This is a genomic window from Apibacter sp. B3706 (genome assembly GCF_011082725.1).
GTDB lineage: Bacteria > Bacteroidota > Bacteroidia > Flavobacteriales > Weeksellaceae > Apibacter.
Map to the genome: position 1 here is coordinate 402036 of NZ_CP049715.1, position 18787 is coordinate 420822.

The window sequence follows — 18787 nt, forward strand, 5'->3', positions numbered from 1 at the left end:
TAAAAAAATTAAGTTTATTCCCAGGTAGTTGTTTCAATCATTTTAATAATATCTTTTTCAATATATTCAACAGCAGGTTGTAAAGAATCAGGCCGAGGCTGAACTTTAAAATATAAATTTCCTGAAAGGAAATGTTTAATACTGTCTGTTACATAAAATTGAATATTTGAAGCAGATTCGCCTCCCAATCGATAAAGATTCCCAAATACCTTTTTTTCCGGATAAGAAAATGATTTGGTTTTTATAGAATTGGCTTTTATGGTATGTTCATATACAAGTCTCTGAGCTTCTTTTAATAGCGAATTTAAATTTCCGTTTACCTCAGAATAAGTTAAATATAGAGTTGCTTTCATGAATGGATAACTAAAATTGTACCAACAATTTTTGTGTTTATCCTCTACTTTAGTGAGGTTCGAATACTGAAATTCAAAAGGACATTTTTCTTTTTTAAAAAGTATGTAATTGGGTGCAGGGTATTCTAATCTTACCTGGCCGATTGGCTTAGGTAAATATTCTTCTTTCTTACAACTAAGTAATAAAAAAGAAAATAGAATAATAAAATATAAAATATATAATTTTTTTAATGATTTATTCATCTAAATAAATAAATTTAGTATTTAATTAAATAATATATATAACGAATTTTTAGATACAATACGTATATTATCCCATCTATTACCAATAAATAGAAACTTTTTATATAAATATTTTATCTTGTAATAAAAATATTTTTGAGGGGATAAAGTATATGCAAAAGCAGTCAATGCACATACCTGTAGAATTTTACTAAATAACTTAAAGAAAGTTTTTCTCTTAAAACAACAGGAGAAGAAAAAAATATAAAATAAGAGGATATAAATTAATGAAATACTCGTGGGCCCGGGCTCGTCCATATAAATTGAAATTTTATTATAAGTATTTTTGAAGTTTAAAAATCATGCTGAATTATGTCTTCATTTTCAGGTTGTTTACCCAATAAGTTGGATAAAAATAAAATATTATCTGCAATAACTTCGGTAATATGTTTAGTAATACCGTTATCATCAAATTTACGGGTTTTAAGTTTTCCTTCAATGTAAACTTTACTTCCTTTTTTCAAAAATTTTTCACAAAGTTCTGCCAGTTTATTTCTTGCAGTTATATTATGCCAATCAGTTACATCTACTTTTTCTCCGGTTTCTTTATTCATATAACTTTCAGATGTGGCAACCGGAAAGTTAACAACAATATTTCCATCACTAAACCTATAAGATTTTACGTCAGTACCTAAATTCCCAACTAAAATTACTTTATTAATAGATGTACTCATTTTTATATATAAATTGATCGCATTGATGAGCAAAAATAATAAAAAATTTAATTATAAAATAAAAAATTTTCCATGGGTTTTGGAAAAGCGTAGCTTTTTAAGTTGTTTTTATTCAAAATTATAGCATTTATTTTATGGGCGACTTGATAAAAATCATTTTCATCAATTTCAATTTCTGAAATGGTAATAGTTAACAATCTATGACTAAGCTTATGTTTGATCTGATGGTTATGGATAATTTGGTAATTTTTAAAATTTTGGTCAAATAAGGGGAATTCATATAACCCTTTCCAAATCGAATTGTTATTTCTTTTTTTTATTAATGTTAAGTCTTTACAAAAAAGATAAGCATAATGTATACTTTCTTCTTTAATTTTAACCGAGGAAGATTTAATAGGAAGAACGTTTTGTAAATTATTAGTATAGGCCAAACATTCCTCCTGAATAATACATTGATCGCATTTTGGATGTAACGGTGTGCAGACCATCGAACCGAAGTCCATGATCGCTTGATTGAAATCTCCCGGATTTTCTGGCATTAAAGGTTTAATTAAATCAAAAAAGTAGGTAAAAGTGCTACTTTTACTTATATCTTTTTCTGAGCCAAAAACTCTGGAATATACCCGAAATGCATTACCGTCCAGCGCGGGTACTTTTTCATTAAAAGATATTGAAGCTATGGCAGCTGCTGTATATTTTCCGATTCCTTTAAGTTTAATTATTTCATGATAAGAATTAGGGAAAATACCATTTAATTCATTTACAATGTATTTTGCGGTAAAGTGTAAATTGTGCGCTCTAGAATAATACCCCAATCCCTGCCAGGAATTTAATACTTCATCTTCGGAGGCATTTGCCAGAACTTTAACATTAGGAAACCGTTGAATAAAATTTAAATAATATTCATATCCTTGATTAATACGAGTTTGCTGAAAAATAATTTCCGAAATCCAAATGTTATAAGGAGAAAGAGTTTCCCTCCATGGCAGTAAGCGTTTATTAATTTTATACCATTTCTGTAAAAGACTAATAAAATTCACACTTTTAAATGTTTATAAGTTTTACTTTCCAAAAATAATATTATATTTGCAAACTCAAAATTTAATTAGAAGTATAATAATATAATATTAAAAGTATGACAAAAGCAGATATCGTAAATTCGATTTCAAGTAAACTGGGTCTTGAAAAAGTTGAAACTCAAAAAGTCGTGGAAGTTTTTATGGATGAGATTAAAACTGCTATGGCTAAGGGTGATAATGTTTATTTAAGAGGTTTTGGAACTTTTTTAATTAAAAAAAGAGCAGCTAAAACAGGAAGAAACATTTCTAAAAATACAACTATTAAGATTCCGGCTCACAATGTACCTGCTTTTAAACCAGCTAAGTCTTTTGTTGAAGACGTAAAAACAAATGTTAAAGTCAAAAATTAGTAATAATTAATAAATAAAAGAACACTATGCCAAGCGGAAAAAAAAGAAAACGTCATAAGGTAGCGACCCATAAACGTAAAAAAAGAAGAAGATTAAACCGTCATAAAAAGAAAAATAAATAATTTTCTTCTAACATAAAACTAAGGTTTTTTTACTTAAGATATTTGTACATTCTTTACCAAAGTTTAAACTCAAAAACAATAGGTAAAGAATGTTTTTGTTCAAAAATGAATGTGTATAAGGGTGGATAATTAATGTAAAAGATGAGTAAAGAATTAATAGTATCATACGAACATTCAAAGGTTAGAATTATAATATTAGAAGGAGGAAGGATTCAAGAACTTCATGAAGAAGAAATAGGAAATAATTTTACGGTTGGAGATATTATTATGGGCAAAGTAAAAAAACTTGCCCCAAGTCTTAATGCTTGTTTCGTAAACATCGGATACGAAAAAGATGCTTTTTTACATTATCTTGATTTAGGTCCACAAATTAAATCTTCATTAAAATACTGTAAAGGAGTATCTTCCGGTAAAATAAATTCACCCAAATTAACTTCGTTCCCTTTTGAAGAAGATATAAACAAGGATGGAGTTATACAAGATGTTCTAACTCCTAATCAGGATATACTCGTACAAATTACCAAAGAGCCTATTTCAACCAAAGGTCCTCGATTATCTTCCGAAATTTCTTTAGCTGGAAGGTATCTTGTATTGATTCCTTTTGCATCCAAGACATCAGTTTCAAGAAATGTCTCTACTGCTGAAGAAAAAGACAGGTTGAAACAAATCGGAGAACAAATACGCCCTAATGGTTTCGGACTTATTATTAGAACGGTAGCAGAAGGTAAATCCGCTCAAGAATTACAATCGGAATTAACTAATCTTTTAAATAAATGGAACAATGTGTGCTTTCGTAATATAAAAAAAAGCAAAGCACCTGCCAAAATTTTGGGAGAGTTAGATAAAGCTTCATCAATTCTTAGGGATAATTTAAATGAAGATTTTGTTAGTATCGTTTGTGATAATGAGGAATTGGCCGGAGAGATGAAAGAATACCTCAATATTATTGCTCCCGAAAAATCTAAGTTAGTTAAATATTACGATTCCCATATTCCCATCTTTGAATATTACAATATAGATAAGCAAATAAAACAATTGTTTGGTAAGCATGTTAATATTTATCAATCGAAAGGCGCGTATTTGATAATTGAACATACTGAAGCCATGCATGTTATAGATGTTAATTCAGGGAACGTTACAGCCAATCAAAAATCTCAAGAAGATGCAGCCTTACATATCAACAAATTAGCTGCAGCAGAAATTGCTCGTCAATTGCGTTTACGGGATATCGGAGGAATCATCGTTATAGATTTTATTGATCTAACTTCATCTCAGCACAAAAAAGATCTTTATGAGTATCTAAAAAAGGTAATGAAAGATGATAAAGCAAAACATAAAATCTTACCTCCAAGTAAATTTGGAATAGTTCAAATCACCAGACAAAGAGTACGCCCTCAAAAACAGTTGAATACAACAGAGGAAAATCCTAATATTAATGGAAAAGTAGAATCTCCTATTGTATTAGTTGATAAAATTCAACAACAAATTTTAAATGCCATAGTTTCTAATAAAGGCAAATTGTATTTGCATACACATCCATTTGTTGCGGCATATCTAACTAAAGGCATTAAAAGCATACGTAATGAATGGTTTCTAAATTACAAACGATGGATTAGGGTAATTCCTAGAGACAGCTTTAAATATCTTGAATTTCAAATACAAAACGAAGAGAAGGAAGTCATTTATAAATTTTCAAATTAAACTCTATGCTTTTTTTTCTTTCATTACACACTCTTCCTATCCTTCTTTTTGAGGAGAGAAATTTAATTGAATAGTAGATCTGAGCTTAAAGATCCGATTTCTTAACATTCTTAGAAACAATAATCATAGTTCGACTTTTATTCTAAAATTTAATGGTATTCAAATTTTAGAAATAAAATTTCCTATCCAAACACCCAAAATTCCTACAAAGATGCTGATACCTATATATAAAGCTAAAGTGAAGAATTGATGATTTTGATATAATTGCAAATTTTCAGCTGAAAAAGTTGAAAAAGTAGTATATCCACCACAAAAACCGGTTATTAATAGTAATTTTATTTCATTGTTTATAAAATTAAATCGTTCAGATAAACCCAAAAATAATCCGATGACAATACATCCGCTACAATTTATAAGAAAGGTAGCTAAAGGAAATATTCCTCCATAATATTTTTGGATATAAAGAGATAATAGATAACGAATGATTGAACCTAAAGATCCACCTAATCCAACTAAAAATATATTATAAATCATAAAATAAAATTATCTTTATCTAAATCTTTACTATTAACAAAAAGTGTAATCAAGTTAATAAATTTCTTGCATCGAATCCTTAAATGCCGTTGTCATCATCATCTTCTTCATTACTATACCATTTGCTGTATTTAATATAATTGGAAGCCGTCTGGTGTATTTTATTTTTCATTAAATCTTCTGAAACCATACCTATTTTTTTTGCCGGAATTCCTGCCCAAATTTCACCACGTGATATAAACGTACCTTGAGTGACTACAGCTCCGGCAGCAATAATTGCATTACTTTCTACGGTTACCTCATCCATGACTATAGCTCCCATACCAACCAGAACATCATCGTGAATGGAACATCCATGGACAATTGCATTATGACCTATAGATACGTTATTTCCAATAAGGGTAGGATGTTTCATATAGGTACAATGAATGACTGCATTGTCTTGAATATTAACTCTGCTGCCAATTTTTATAAAATTAACATCACCACGGATTACAGCATTAAACCAAACAGAACTTTGGCTTCCTATAGTCACATTTCCGATGATTACGCATGTTTCTGATAAATAACAATCATTTTCAATTGAGGGAAATTTATCTAATACTTTTTTAAGTAGCGCCATATTTTTAAATAATATTATAAGAATCTGTTTATAGATACTAGCAAGTTATGTAATTTTGAAGAATTAAACTAAATGACATGAAATTAAAAATTGAAAAAACTCCCAATAAAAATATAATTAAATTCGTTGCCCCCTCAACATTAGTAGAAGGCAGTTATGAAATATCGGATATAAAAAAAGCAGTTGATATTCCTATAGCACAAGAATTACTTCAATTGCCATTTGTTACTCATATTTTTATTACAGCAAATTTTATTGCTGTTCAAAAAAATGATATGGTAGAATGGGATATGGTCTTAGATGAAGTAAAAGAACTAATTGAAGACGAATTACTGGCGAATCCTTCAGTTGTTTTACAGCCGCGAAATACTCCCATATCTGTGTATGTAGAAATGACGCCTAATGCCTCTGTAATGAAATTTGTTACCAACAAAATTTTAGTTGAAGGAATAATTGAATTAAAAAATGAGAGCGAAGCTAAAGAAGTCCCTTTAGCACAATATTTATTTAATTTTCCTTATGTAAAAGAAGTGTTTATATCGGATAATTTCGTGTCCATAACTAAAGCAGATGATTATCAATGGGAAGATATCTCTATGGAACTAAGGTATACTATTTCTGAATATTTAAGAGAAGAAAAAGAGATCAGCAATATAAAAAATTTTTCCACCTATAAAACTACAGATCATACGGAAAGAGAATTTTCAGAAATTGAAATTAAAATTAAAAATATTTTGGATGAATATGTGTTACCTGCAATTGCCGGAGATGGAGGTAATATAGAACTTATTTCTTTCGATGAAGAAACGAAGGTAGCTAAAATGCTTTTACAAGGCGCATGCAATGGTTGTCCATCCTCAACATTTACTTTAAAAAATGGAATTGAGGAACTTTTAAAACAAATGTTACCTAATGAAATTGAAGCAGTAGAAGCGATTAATGGGTAAGTAACTTATCCATTAATCCTTTGAAAGTTTTTCAGCAATACAAGTACAAGCTTCATTCAATAGGTTGAAAACATTTTCAAAATCTTCTATATCACCGTAATAAGGGTCTGGAACACTTTGTTTAACAGCAGTAGGAGATTCAGACATAATTAGCTTAACCTTTTTCTTATCTGCTTCTTTTTTTGCTTTGAAGATTATATCACTGTAGTTGGCATGATCCATAACATATATGGCATCAAACTCGTCGAAATCAGAAGTAATAAATTTTCTGCCTCTTAGCTGAGAAATATCAATATTGTTTTTTTTACAAACCTGAATTGCACGTTTATCAGGTTTTTCATTTACATGATAATCGGTTATCCCGGCACTATCTACAGTAAAACTATCAGGAAGTTTTGAACGTAAAATTCCTTCTGCCATAGGGGAACGACAAACATTACCTAAACAAACCATTAATATTTTCATATATCAGAAGTCAATTTTTTATTTAAATCGTCAACATAAGATTTGAATAACTTATCTGTTTCAAATAAGTTGTCAACCGTTTTACAAGCATGTAATACAGTTGCGTGATCTCTTTTACCAATTTGAATACCAATAGAAGAAAGAGAGGCATTGGTATATTTTTTAGCGAAATACATAGCTAATTGTCTCGCCTGAACAATATCTCTTTTTCTGGTTTTTGATTGTAAAGCATCAATTGATACTTTAAAATAATCGCAAACCAAGTTTTGAATATAATCTATGGTAATATCTTTTTTTGAATTAGTAATAAGATTTGATAGTGTTTTTTCAACAAGATCTAAGGTTATTTCCTTTTTATTGAAAGTTGCCTGAGCAATTATGGAATTTAGAGATCCTTCCAGTTCTCTAATATTGGTTTTTATATTTTTAGCAATATATCCTAAAACTTCATCAGAAAGCGCAATACCATCAAATTCCATTTTTTGTTGGAGAATTGCTAACCTCGTAGTATAATCAGGGGATTGTATTTCAGTTGAAAGTCCCCATTTGAATCGAGAGATTAATCGTTGCTCAACATCTTGAATGTCTACCGGCGATTTATCCGAGGTTAATATAATCTGTTTTCCGTTTTGATGTAAATGATTAAAAATATGGAAAAATACTTCTTGTGTACCTTTTTTACCCGATATGAAATGAATATCATCGACGATCAACACATCAATCATTTGATAAAAATGAATAAAATCATTTCTATTGTTTGATTTAGTAGCTTCCTGGAATTGTTGACAAAATTTTTCCATGGAAACATACAAGACGGTTTTTTCAGATTGAATTCTTTTAACTTCTAAGCCGATAGCATGAGCCAAATGGGTTTTTCCTAAACCTACACTACTATAAATAAATAAAGGATTAAAAGAAGTACCGCCGGGTCTTTTAGCAATTTGTTTTCCCGCAGAACGGGCAAGACGATTAGAATCTCCTTCAATAAAATTATCAAATGTATAATTTGTATTGAGTTGACTATCAATCTTTAATTTTTGTAATCCGGGAATAATAAATGGATTTTTAACTCCTCTTTCAATAAATAGGGGAGCTTCCACTTCCTGAACCTTTATTTGTGCTTTTTGGGAACTTGGAATGTTAACGGTATAGGAATTTTCAGATTGTTGGTTTTTTTCCATCATAATGGAATAAACCAATTTGGCATCTTTTCCCAAATTTTTGGTTAAGGCACTTTTTATTATCTTTATGTAATTTTCTTCAAGATATTCATAGTAAAACTTACTGGGTACCTGTATGGTTAATATTTTATCTTGAAGCTTTACGGCCTTGATAGGTTGGAACCATGTAAAATAGGATTTCTCAGAGATATTATCTTTGATATATTGTAGACAGGCTTCCCATATTGAAATCGCAGAATTTAACATTTTTTTAAATTTGTATAAAAAATAAAGGATAAAATTTTACCCACCTTTTAGATCACAAAATTGTTAATTTATTTTAGAAAAAAAAAGAGGATTACCTGTTGTATTTTTAGAAATTTATTAGTAAGTAAATATATATTCTATCTTGGATGAAATAAAGCGTAAAAATAAGAATAAGATAGGATAAATTGGATAAAAAACAACTGTTTAAAAATATTGATTATTAATAATAATTTGGATTGTATAAATTCGATCTATATAAGGCCAATAAAGGGATTGCAGAATATGAGCCAATAGTTGTGAAAAACAATTTATTCATCAAATAGGCAAAAATAGAATTGAAATGTTGTTGAACAAATTATTTATTTTAATATCCATCATTTTTCTAAAGAAATAGGTATATTTTTGGTCTTTGAAATCAAAAAAACAAGATGATTTTTTATGGCTTTTAAAGAAGGAAAATTAGTGTTATTTTGGATTAATAAATCGGTAGAAAATTTGTTGCTCAGTACGATAAGTGAGCTATAAAATTTTTTTTATGGCAATAAAATTTTGAGCCAAATAAGAATCGAATTTTTCAAAAAATAATTCTTTATTTTTCATGGGAACTTCAACTACAAGATAACATTTATCGGAAAAAGTGCTTGATACTATTTCAATCGATAATTTTTTTAAAAGAGTCATAACAGAAGATTGATACGCATAATCAAATAAGAGCTCATAGTTCTCACTTAATTCCTTAGAAATGATTTTTGCGCATTCAATAGTATATTGAGCACTTTCTTTATAAGCTTTTATCAATCCCCCAACCCCAAGTTTAGTTCCTCCAAAATATCGTACTATAATTAAAAGTACATTGGTTAGTCCTGAAGAAAGCAATTGATTATAGATTGGTAATCCGGCAGTACCCGAAGGTTCTCCATCATCATTGGCTCTGTATAGCTCTCCCGAAATGCCCATTCGAAAAGCATAACAATAATGCGTTGCATTGGGATATAGTGTTTCACTAAATTTTAGATAATCTTTTACTTCTTGTTCATTATTGACATTAAATATTAGCCCGTAAAATTTACTTCCTTTAATTTTTAAAAGAGCATCCGTTATATCAGTATCAACAGTTTTATAAATAAATTTATCATCCATGTAAATTTAAGATAATGATTTGTAAATAATTGATTAATATAACGTTGATGGATTCTTAAGATATGAAATAAGGTTGTCTCCCACTAATTCTTGATAACTAATATCTCCGAAAAGAATAGGGGCATTGGTACCATTTTTTAATATATTTGGAGACGTGATGATCATTGCTTCATCCCACATTCCTTTATCAATAAAATGTTGTAAGGTTTGTTTACCGCCTTCGATGATTACCGATTGAATATTTTTGTCGTATAAAACATTTATAATTTGGGGAACTAAATCCTTGTCAAAATCTAATTGAAAATAGTTTAAATGAGTAGTTGATTGAGATTTTTTTTCCGTAAAGATAAAAGTCTCAGCTTGGTCATCGAAAATAGAATGACTGAGGGGAATTTCTAAATTTTTATCGATGAGTAATCTTATTGGGTTATTACCATAAACAGATCGGGTAGTTAAACTAGGATTGTCTATTAAAGCAGTATTTTTTCCGACTAATATAGATTGTTCTTCATTTCTTAACACATGTGTTTTTTGTATTGAAAACGGATTGCTGATCCAGAACGGATGGTTTCTATCTCTGCCGTTATCTATTTTCTTATTTAAAGTTTCTGCCCATTTTAAAATAATATACGGTCGTTTTTTCAAATGATAAGTAAAAAATCTTTTATTTAATCTTTTACATTCTTTTTCCATAACACCGGTAACTACTTCTATACCTGAATTGCGAATTATTTCAATTCCTTTACCGTTAACTTTACTCGTTGGATCCTGAGTACCGATCACCACTTTTTTAAACATTAAATCCTTTATTTTTAAAGCGCAAGGAGGAGTTTTTCCGTAATGAGCGCAAGGCTCTAAGGAAACATAAATGGTACTTTCTTTAAGTAAACTTTGATCTTTAACCGAAGAAATGGCATTAATTTCAGCATGAGCTTCACCGGATTTTCTATGCCAGCCTTCTCCAATTATTGTATTGTTGTAAACTATAACAGAACCTACTAAAGGATTAGGATAAGTGGTTCCCAAACCATTTTGAGCAAGATCTATACAACGCCGCATGTAGATTTCATCGACAGTATTACCCATAAATACTTTTTATAAGCGGTGAAATAGATTATTCTTCCTCAGTTTCTTCAGAAATATCTTCACCATCTTCATAATTTGAATCGCTTTCAGACAAATTTAAATTAACCAGTTTTGAATAAGTTTGTTTTAATTCATCCAATTTAGTTTTTTTAGATTCAATATTGTTTAATGTATTCTGTAATAGAGGATTGTCTTGATTGGCATTTGAAAAGTATGATAAATTATTCTCCAATTGAACAATTTCATGTCCCAAATCTTGGATTTGCTTTCTCATTTTTCGTAGATCTTCATCCAGCTTTTTATCATCTTTAGATTGCTTATAATTTTCTACTTTAATATTTAATTGAATTTCATCAATGATGTTTTTATCAATATCGAATTTTTTAATAAGATTTTTAATAGCTGAATTAAATTCTTTATTGATGTTCATATTCTCTCTGGGAACTTTTCCTATAGAATTCCATTGAATGCTGTAATCATTGATTTTAGCAAGGGCATCTTCTTTATCAGTAGCAGAAATGGAGGATATTTCTTCCAAAAGACTTTGCTTTCTTTTTAAATTTTCGATCCATTCTTCATTAACTTTATTATTTCTTAATTTATATCGGTTAAAGAAATAATTGCAATTTTCTCTAAATTCATCCCAAAGTTTATCAGAATATTTTCTTGGAACATGACCAATATTTTTCCATTCATTCTGAATCTTTTTATAAAGATTTAAAGCAACTTCCCAATCTTCGCTGTCTTTATTTGCTTTAGCGATTTCCAATAAGTCGTTTTTCTTTTTAAGATTTTCTTGTTGGATCTTTTTTAAATCTTTATAAAATGTATTTTTCTTATTGTTGATTTCATGAAGCAAACTTTTAAATTTACTCCAAGTGTCACTACTGGTTTCTTTAGGAATTCTTCCTGTAGTAAAGAAAGCTTCTCTTAAATTTTCTATTTTCTTAACATTATTTTGCCAGAAGGAATGATCGGGATTTTCAGCGGATGCTATAGTTTCAAGTTGAGAAATAATGGCTTGTTTTTTCTCCAAATTCGCTTGTTGTTCTTCTTTAATTTTTTCAAATAATTCAGATTTGCGTTCGTGAATTTTTTGGGTTATAGCTTTAAATTCTTGCCAAGTACTTTCTCTAAACTCTTCCGCCACAGGTTCTGCTTGTTCTTTCCATAGCTTGTGCAAATATTGCAGTTCATTTAATGCTTTTTGCACACTAGGCTCAGTTGTCAATTCTTCGGCTCTGCTAATAATAGCCCTTCTTTGTTCCAAATTATGAGCATAGTCCAATTCTTCAAGTTCCTTATTTAATTTGATGAATTCATGTGTATTATCTAAATGATGAAAATAGGTTCTGAAAACATCACCGGCTCTTGATTTAGGAATTTTACCTGCATTATGCCATCTTTCTTTTATATCTCTGAATTTTTTAAAAAAAGAACTGATCGATTCCATAGGGGTTGTATACAGCTCTTTTAATTCTTCAATTATCTGAAGTCTTTTATTGAGATTATTTTGCTCGTTTTGTTCTTGTTCTTTATAATATGAGTTTAGTTTTGTTTTATAGTCGTGGTAGGCTGAATTGAATTTGTTTTTTAAGAATTGATCGGGTTGATAACTTAGCTCGTCTCCACCTTCATTAAGGAACTTTTGTTTTCGTTCCGTTTCATGTTCATCAAATTTTTTTAAAAATATATCCCTTATGGAATTAATATTTTCTCCAATTAATTGAACTGGATAATGATTGTGAAGATATTTAAGCTCATCAATGAGTTTTTCTAATGAAAAAGATTCATAATCTTTTTCAGGAATGGTTGTTTCTTCAACGGATTGATCCTCCTTGTTGTTTTCAGAATTTAGCTCATCAATAGAATCTTCCTTAGAAGAATTTTTATTATATGTTGATTCTAAATTTTGAGTTGATTCAACCTTTTTTTCATTTCCTTCTGCATTATGCAGGTTATCCGATTCAGTACCCATATTTTTGATATTTTTCCAAACAAAAATATAAAAAATATTGCAAATGTGCTATATAAGTGATAATAAAATGTAAATGGATTAAATATTCAAAAAAACATGATTTTTATGTTGTTAAATAAATAAATCAAAAAAAAATATTAGAGTTAAATAAATCACAAAAAGTGTTAAATAAAGTAGAAATTAAATTTTTTTAGTTTTTAAATATTTAAAATCTAAAAATTATATTAACAAATTCTTAAAGATATAAAGCACAATGTAAAAATTAATAATAAAAATTTTTATCTTTTTTTACTATATCGAATTTTAAGATGAAGAATTAAATTGGTGAAGAATTTAATTTATGGAAGATGAAATAGTAATTATAATTAAAAATTATAGAATATAAATATTAAATCCATTCAAGATCAAATATTTCGGAAAAGTATTTTTTAATAACTTTTTTCACCTCATCCGGGTTTACGGATATACCTAATTCTTTTTCTAAAGAAGTAACATATTTGTTTTGTATACCGCAAGGAACGATATAGTCAAAATAGGAAAGGTTGGGGGATAGATTAAGGGCAAAACCGTGCATAGTGACCCATTGAGAGGCCTTTACGCCAATAGCACATATTTTTCTGGCCATAGGTTTATTTACATCAATCCATACGCCTGTTTCCCCGTTAGATCTTTCTCCTTTAATTCCATAAAAATTTATGGTTTTTATAATTACTTCTTCCAACAAGCGCATGTATTTATGGATGTCATTGAAAAAATTATCAAGATCAAATATAGGATATCCAACAATTTGTCCGGGACCATGATACGTAATATCTCCGCCTCGATTGGTTTTAATGAACTGAGCATTAATTTCTTGAAGTTTGATATTGCTGATAAGAAGATGGTCTAAATTACCATTTTTACCTAAGGTAAATATATGCGGATGAGAAACAAATAAAAAATAATTGGGAGTAAGATTTATTTCGTTAGTTATTGATTTTTTGTTTTTTAATTTGATTGAAACAATATATTGGAGTAATTTTTCTTGCAACTTCCAAGTTTTAAGATAATCAGCATGAAGTAAATCTTTATATATTACTTTTTTATTTTGGATTTTATTCATTAAGCTAAAATAATTGTATAAATATAAAAAAGATAATATTTATATATGTTATAAATGAAATATTAAGATTAATAACTTGTTAAAATATAGCAGGGGATTGGTATAAGAAAAAAAAATTTTAACATTAATGTAACATTATTATATGTAAAACCCTTTCAATAGAAACTATGAAAGGGTTCATTAACACTAAAAAACTTTATTAAAGAACAACTAATTATTGATGCAAATATACATCATTTTTCTTAAATACAAAATTATTTAATAGATTTAAGTAAAAATTGTTAATAAAACGTTTAAACTTGTTACTATAATGTTAAGGCTAAAGTTTGAGGTAAAAAAATAATTTGCGCTCATTTTATTTTCAAGAATTAATATATATTAATTTTTTATTCACATAAATCATTAAAAATGCAATTTCTTTACTAGTGCAAAATGAAATTTTTAAATTAATTTTGCTTTAAAAATTAGTGAAGATATAGATATAAATAATACAAATATGAGTTTAGAAATTAGTGATCAAACATTCAAAGATGAGGTATTAAGTTCGAAAGAACCGGTTTTGGTTGATTTTTGGGCTGAATGGTGTGGACCATGCAGAAGTTTAAAACCTATAGTTGATGAATTGTCTGAAGAATTTAAAGGAAAAGTAAAAGTTGCTAAAATTGATATTGATGCCAATCAAGAAGTTTCAGTAGAATATGGAATCAGAAATATTCCTACACTTTTATTCTTTAAAAACGGACAAGTTGTTGACAAAGTAGTAGGGGTTCAGCCAAAAGAAAAGCTAGCAGAAAAAATGAATGCATTATTGGATTAATCCAATTAAATGATGAAAATAAAAATATCCTGAAATATTCAGGATATTTTTATTTATATAAATGCTATTTAAAAGTATATTAAATTTTACGCATACGTAAGCTCTTAGGAGTTATTTCAAGATATTCATCATCTTTAATATATTCCATAGCTTCTTCTAATGAAAATTCAACTTTAGGGAAAATTTTAGCAGCTTGGTCAGATCCGGAAGCTCTCACGTTAGTTAACTTTTTACCTTTAATAAGATTAACTTCCAAATCATTATCACGGCTATGTTCTCCGACTACTTGACCTTTATATATTTGATCTCCCGGTTCAACAAAAAATTTACCTCTATCCTGAAGTCGGTCGATTGCATAAGCCAAAGCCTGTCCCGTTTCAGATGAAATCATAGATCCGTTTTGTCTTTGTGGAATAATGTCTTTTACAGGTTCAAAATCTTTAAAACGATGATTAATAATAGCTTCTCCGGAAGTTGCTGTTAGAAGAAGGTTACGTAATCCGATAAGACCTCGAGAAGAAATATCAAATTCTAAATGTTGTAAATCACCTTTAGGTTCCATCACTTTTAATTCTCCTTTTCTTTGAGTAACCAATTCTATAGCTTTGCCGGATACAGCATCGGGAACATCAATTACTAAATGCTCATAGGGCTCATGCTTAACACCGTCAATCTCTTTAATAGTTACTTTTGGTCTACCAACTTGCAATTCATATCCTTCACGTCTCATAGTTTCGATAAGGACAGATAAGTGAAGAATACCTCTACCAAAAACATTGAACTTATCTTCGGAATCAGTTTCTTCCACACGAAGGGCTAAGTTGATTTCAGTTTCCTTCATTAATCGATCTCTAAGGTGTCTTGATGTAACGTATTTTCCTTCTTTACCGAAAAACGGTGAAGTATTGATAGTAAACAACATACTCATCGTAGGCTCATCAACCGCAATACGAGGCAAAGCTTCCGGTTCGTTCAAGTCAGCAATGGTATCACCGATTTCAAAATCATCGATACCGATTACAGCACATAAATCACCGCTTCTAACAGATTCAACAGGTTTTCTTCCTAAACCTTCAAAAACTTGTAATTCTTTTATGCGTATTTTTTTATTTTTACCGTCTTCCTGGCAAAGAGTATAATCTTTTCCGGAAATTAAATCTCCACGATACACACGACCTATGGCAATTTTTCCAACAAAACTTGAGAAATCAAGAGAGGTAATTTGCATTTGAGGCGTTCCTTCTACATAAGGTGCTTCCGGTATTAATTCAATAATTTTATCTAATAAATATGTAATGTTATCAGTAGGTTGTTTATAATCTCCGGACATCCAACCTTGTTTAGAAGAACCGTATACCGTTTCAAAATCCAATTGTTCTTCAGTAGCGTCTAAATTAAACATCAATTCAAATACCTGATCATGTACATGTTCCGGTTGGCAGTTTTCTTTATCAACTTTATTGATTACTACGATGGGCTTCAATCCCAATTCAATCGCTTTACTAAGAACAAAGCGAGTTTGAGGCATTGGTCCCTCAAACGCATCCACAAGCAATAATACACCGTCAGCCATTTTAAGAACACGTTCAACCTCTCCACCAAAATCCGCGTGTCCGGGAGTGTCAATGATATTAATTTTGACACCTTTATAGTTAACCGATACATTCTTGGATAAAATGGTTATTCCTCGTTCACGTTCCAGATCATTATTATCCAGAATCAAATCCCCGTCATTTTTTTCAACAACATTACAAGACTGAATAATTTTATCTACTAATGTTGTTTTTCCATGATCGACATGAGCAATAATTGCTATATTTCTAATTGATTGCATATATGATATTAAAATTCAGGTGCAAATGTAAGATATTATTGCTAAATATATGGTTTTGTGTTAGTAAATAAAAGCATACTATTATTCATAATTTAAGGCTTTATTAATAGAAACTTAAAAACACTATTAAAATGAATAATTTAATTGTACTTTTGATTAGTATTTAAAAATAAGAAAATGAAAATATCTTATATCGTATTTTTTTTAGGTATTGCTTTAAGCATAAGTTCATGTATCAATTCTAAAAAATCTGAGAAGGCCCCAAATACGACCCAATCTAAAAATAGTACTCCGGTGGTACAATCTACGTCATTAGATACGATAAGTTTATCTCCAATTAAAAAAGTACCGAAATTTGAAAATAAAGAGGTGGACAACTTTGTTCAGAAAACTAAATTATATTTTGAGCAAATAGCAGAAGCTACCCAAGCAGGTAATGATAGTAAAATTTTAGAATTGCAACTTAAAGCCAATGATATAGATGAAAATTACAAAAGGGTTTTAAAAAAATTAGATACCGAACAACAAAAAATTCTTAGAAATTGGTATATGCAATTAGTCGATGCCGCATCTAAATAATACCTTCTATTTTTTTATCGTCTTTAAACGTATTAAAAAATAATGTAAGTATTATTTTAAGTATAAAACAGATATTCATTATTATACATTATCTAAAATAAACTAAAATAGTTTTATCTTTATACGGATAAAACTATTTTTTATGCTAATTAAAACATATGGAAGTTCTGTCTATGGAGTCAATGCTCAATTAATAACCGTTGAAGTAAATGTAGATAAAGGAGTAGGGTATCAGTTAGTAGGTATGCCGGATATGGCAATAAAAGAAAGCGCACATCGAATTTCGGCAGCCTTAAAAAACTGTGGATATAAAATGCCGGGTAAAAAAATCACAGTAAACATGGCACCTGCAGATCTAAGGAAAGAAGGATCAGCTTATGATTTAACTATTGCTATGGGAATATTGGCGGCATCCGAGCAAATAAAAGGAGATCATCTCGATCAATATTTAATTATGGGCGAATTATCTTTAGATGGTTCTTTACAACCCATAAAAGGGGTTTTACCTATTGCAATACAAGCAAGAGAAGATGGTTTTAAAGGCTTTTTTCTTCCTAAACAAAACGCTAAAGAAGCCGCTATAGTCAATGATCTCGAAGTTTATGGAGTTGATAATATTAAAGAAGTCATTAATTTTTTTGATAAAAACATTCAATTAAATCCAACCATAGTAAATACAAGAGAAGAGTTTTTTGAGAATAATAATAAATTTCAATTTGATTTTTCAGAAGTCAAAGGTCAGGAAAATGTAAAAAGAGCTTTGGAAATTGCTGCTGCCGGAGGTCACAATGTACTTTTAATCGGTCCGCCGGGAAGTGGAAAAACCATGTTGGCAAAAAGAATTCCTTCCATCTTACCTCCATTGACCTTATCGGAAGCACTAGAGACAACCAAAATACATTCCGTTGCCGGAAAATTAGGATCAGAATCTTCTTTAATGACAGTAAGGCCTTACCGCAATCCTCACCATACCATATCGGGAGTAGCTTTAGTTGGAGGAGGAAGCTATCCGCAACCCGGAGAAATTTCTCTTTCTCATAACGGCGTACTTTTTCTGGATGAACTGCCTGAATTTAATCGGCAAGTATTGGAAGTCATGAGACAACCTTTAGAAGACAGGATTGTAACTATCTCAAGAGCAAAATTTACGATCACCTATCCGGCCAGTTTTATGTTGATTGCTTCCATGAATCCTTCTCCTTCCGGATATTTTCCAAATGATCCTAAAAATACGAGCACTATACAAGAAATGCAAAGATATATGAATAAAATATCCGGGCCGTTACTCGATCGAATCGATATTCATGTGGAAGTTTCACCCGTTCCTTTTGATGATTTATCGGATAAAAGGAAAGGAGAGTCAAGTTCAGAAATAAGGGCAAGAGTGGTAGAAGCAAGGAAAATTCAAACTCAAAGATATAAAACAGCGGAAGGAATCCATTATAATGCTCAAATAGGTCCTAAACAATTAGATGAATTTTGTTTGTTGGATGACATCTCTAAAAATTTACTAAAGTCTGCCATTGAAAAATTGGGTTTATCTGCCCGAGCCTATGATCGAATCTTAAGAGTGGGCAGAACGATAGCAGATTTAGATAAATCTGAAGTTATCCAAGCTCACCATATTGGAGAAGCTATACAATATCGTAGTCTTGATCGGGAAGGATGGTGTAAATAAATGTAATTTTTTGAAAA

Annotated in this window: 18 protein-coding genes; 6 read left to right on the forward strand and 12 right to left on the reverse strand. The window is 29.7% G+C overall.

The window, feature by feature from the left end; all coding sequences use genetic code 11:
* Positions 1 to 14: 14 nt before the first annotated feature.
* The 3 genes from gldD to mutY form a co-directional block, all read right to left on the reverse strand.
* The gene (gene gldD / locus G8C41_RS01860) at positions 15 to 596 is read right to left on the reverse strand and encodes a gliding motility lipoprotein GldD (protein WP_166005937.1); all 582 of its coding nucleotides are present in this window, start codon (positions 594 to 596) and stop codon (positions 15 to 17) included.
* A 332-nt stretch (positions 597 to 928) separates the two neighbouring features.
* Entirely contained in the window at positions 929 to 1309 is a 381-nt protein-coding gene (locus tag G8C41_RS01865; protein ID WP_105298023.1) for a single-stranded DNA-binding protein, read from the reverse strand.
* A 47-nt stretch (positions 1310 to 1356) separates the two neighbouring features.
* Positions 1357 to 2349, reverse strand: coding sequence for an A/G-specific adenine glycosylase (mutY, locus tag G8C41_RS01870; protein WP_160557155.1), 993 nt, complete (start codon positions 2347 to 2349; stop codon positions 1357 to 1359).
* Positions 2350 to 2444: 95 nt separating this feature from the next.
* Between mutY and G8C41_RS01875 the strand changes: the two genes are divergently transcribed.
* Both G8C41_RS01875 and G8C41_RS01880 read left to right on the forward strand, forming a co-directional pair.
* Complete coding sequence (locus G8C41_RS01875; RefSeq protein ID WP_105298021.1) at positions 2445 to 2738, forward strand: HU family DNA-binding protein; 294 nt, start codon at positions 2445 to 2447, stop codon at positions 2736 to 2738.
* 263 nt (positions 2739 to 3001) lie between these two features.
* Entirely contained in the window at positions 3002 to 4561 is a 1560-nt protein-coding gene (locus tag G8C41_RS01880) for an Rne/Rng family ribonuclease (RefSeq protein WP_160564159.1), read from the forward strand.
* A 159-nt stretch (positions 4562 to 4720) separates the two neighbouring features.
* Here G8C41_RS01880 and crcB read toward each other — a convergent pair whose 3' ends face one another.
* Entirely contained in the window at positions 4721 to 5095 is a 375-nt protein-coding gene (gene crcB / locus G8C41_RS01885; RefSeq protein WP_166005938.1) for a fluoride efflux transporter CrcB, read from the reverse strand.
* 79 nt (positions 5096 to 5174) lie between these two features.
* On the reverse strand, positions 5175 to 5717 hold the full coding sequence (locus tag G8C41_RS01890) for a gamma carbonic anhydrase family protein (protein WP_166005939.1): 543 nt from the start codon (positions 5715 to 5717) through the stop codon (positions 5175 to 5177).
* Between the two features lie 77 nt (positions 5718 to 5794).
* Between G8C41_RS01890 and G8C41_RS01895 the strand changes: the two genes are divergently transcribed.
* On the forward strand, positions 5795 to 6664 hold the full coding sequence (locus G8C41_RS01895; RefSeq protein ID WP_166005940.1) for a NifU family protein: 870 nt from the start codon (positions 5795 to 5797) through the stop codon (positions 6662 to 6664).
* Positions 6665 to 6676: 12 nt separating this feature from the next.
* On the opposite strand, the gene G8C41_RS01900 is transcribed toward G8C41_RS01895, so the two are convergent.
* From G8C41_RS01900 to lipB, 6 genes are all read right to left on the reverse strand, one after another.
* Complete coding sequence (locus G8C41_RS01900; RefSeq protein ID WP_255448927.1) at positions 6677 to 7129, reverse strand: low molecular weight protein-tyrosine-phosphatase; 453 nt, start codon at positions 7127 to 7129, stop codon at positions 6677 to 6679.
* A complete protein-coding gene (gene dnaA, locus G8C41_RS01905; RefSeq protein ID WP_105298016.1) occupies positions 7126 to 8556 on the reverse strand; it encodes a chromosomal replication initiator protein DnaA in 1431 nt (476 codons plus the stop codon). The genes G8C41_RS01900 and dnaA overlap by 4 nt, the downstream gene beginning before the upstream one ends.
* Before the next feature lie 519 nt (positions 8557 to 9075).
* Positions 9076 to 9696: an IMPACT family protein gene (locus G8C41_RS01910; RefSeq protein ID WP_166005941.1), complete on the reverse strand. Its 621-nt coding sequence runs from the start codon at positions 9694 to 9696 to the stop codon at positions 9076 to 9078.
* Positions 9697 to 9729: 33 nt separating this feature from the next.
* A complete protein-coding gene (gene ribD / locus G8C41_RS01915) occupies positions 9730 to 10782 on the reverse strand; it encodes a bifunctional diaminohydroxyphosphoribosylaminopyrimidine deaminase/5-amino-6-(5-phosphoribosylamino)uracil reductase RibD (protein ID WP_255466976.1) in 1053 nt (350 codons plus the stop codon).
* A gap of 28 nt (positions 10783 to 10810) precedes the next feature.
* Positions 10811 to 12760, reverse strand: coding sequence for a DUF349 domain-containing protein (locus G8C41_RS01920; protein ID WP_166004323.1), 1950 nt, complete (start codon positions 12758 to 12760; stop codon positions 10811 to 10813).
* A gap of 388 nt (positions 12761 to 13148) precedes the next feature.
* A complete protein-coding gene (gene lipB, locus G8C41_RS01925) occupies positions 13149 to 13862 on the reverse strand; it encodes a lipoyl(octanoyl) transferase LipB (RefSeq protein WP_160564151.1) in 714 nt (237 codons plus the stop codon).
* A gap of 496 nt (positions 13863 to 14358) precedes the next feature.
* On the opposite strand from lipB, the gene trxA reads away from it, so the two are divergent.
* Positions 14359 to 14679 carry a thioredoxin gene (trxA, locus tag G8C41_RS01930; RefSeq protein ID WP_105298011.1) on the forward strand — a complete coding sequence of 107 codons (321 nt, stop codon included), beginning with the start codon at positions 14359 to 14361 and terminating at the stop codon, positions 14677 to 14679.
* Positions 14680 to 14758: 79 nt separating this feature from the next.
* Here the strand turns inward: trxA and typA are convergent, their stop codons facing one another.
* Entirely contained in the window at positions 14759 to 16513 is a 1755-nt protein-coding gene (typA, locus tag G8C41_RS01935) for a translational GTPase TypA (protein ID WP_160557163.1), read from the reverse strand.
* A gap of 177 nt (positions 16514 to 16690) precedes the next feature.
* Here typA and G8C41_RS01940 point away from each other — a divergent pair, with 177 nt between their 5' ends.
* Positions 16691 to 17092 carry a hypothetical protein gene (locus G8C41_RS01940; protein ID WP_166005942.1) on the forward strand — a complete coding sequence of 134 codons (402 nt, stop codon included), beginning with the start codon at positions 16691 to 16693 and terminating at the stop codon, positions 17090 to 17092.
* A gap of 142 nt (positions 17093 to 17234) precedes the next feature.
* Positions 17235 to 18770: a YifB family Mg chelatase-like AAA ATPase gene (locus tag G8C41_RS01945; RefSeq protein ID WP_160541957.1), complete on the forward strand. Its 1536-nt coding sequence runs from the start codon at positions 17235 to 17237 to the stop codon at positions 18768 to 18770.
* The last annotated feature ends 17 nt before the right edge of the window (positions 18771 to 18787 follow it).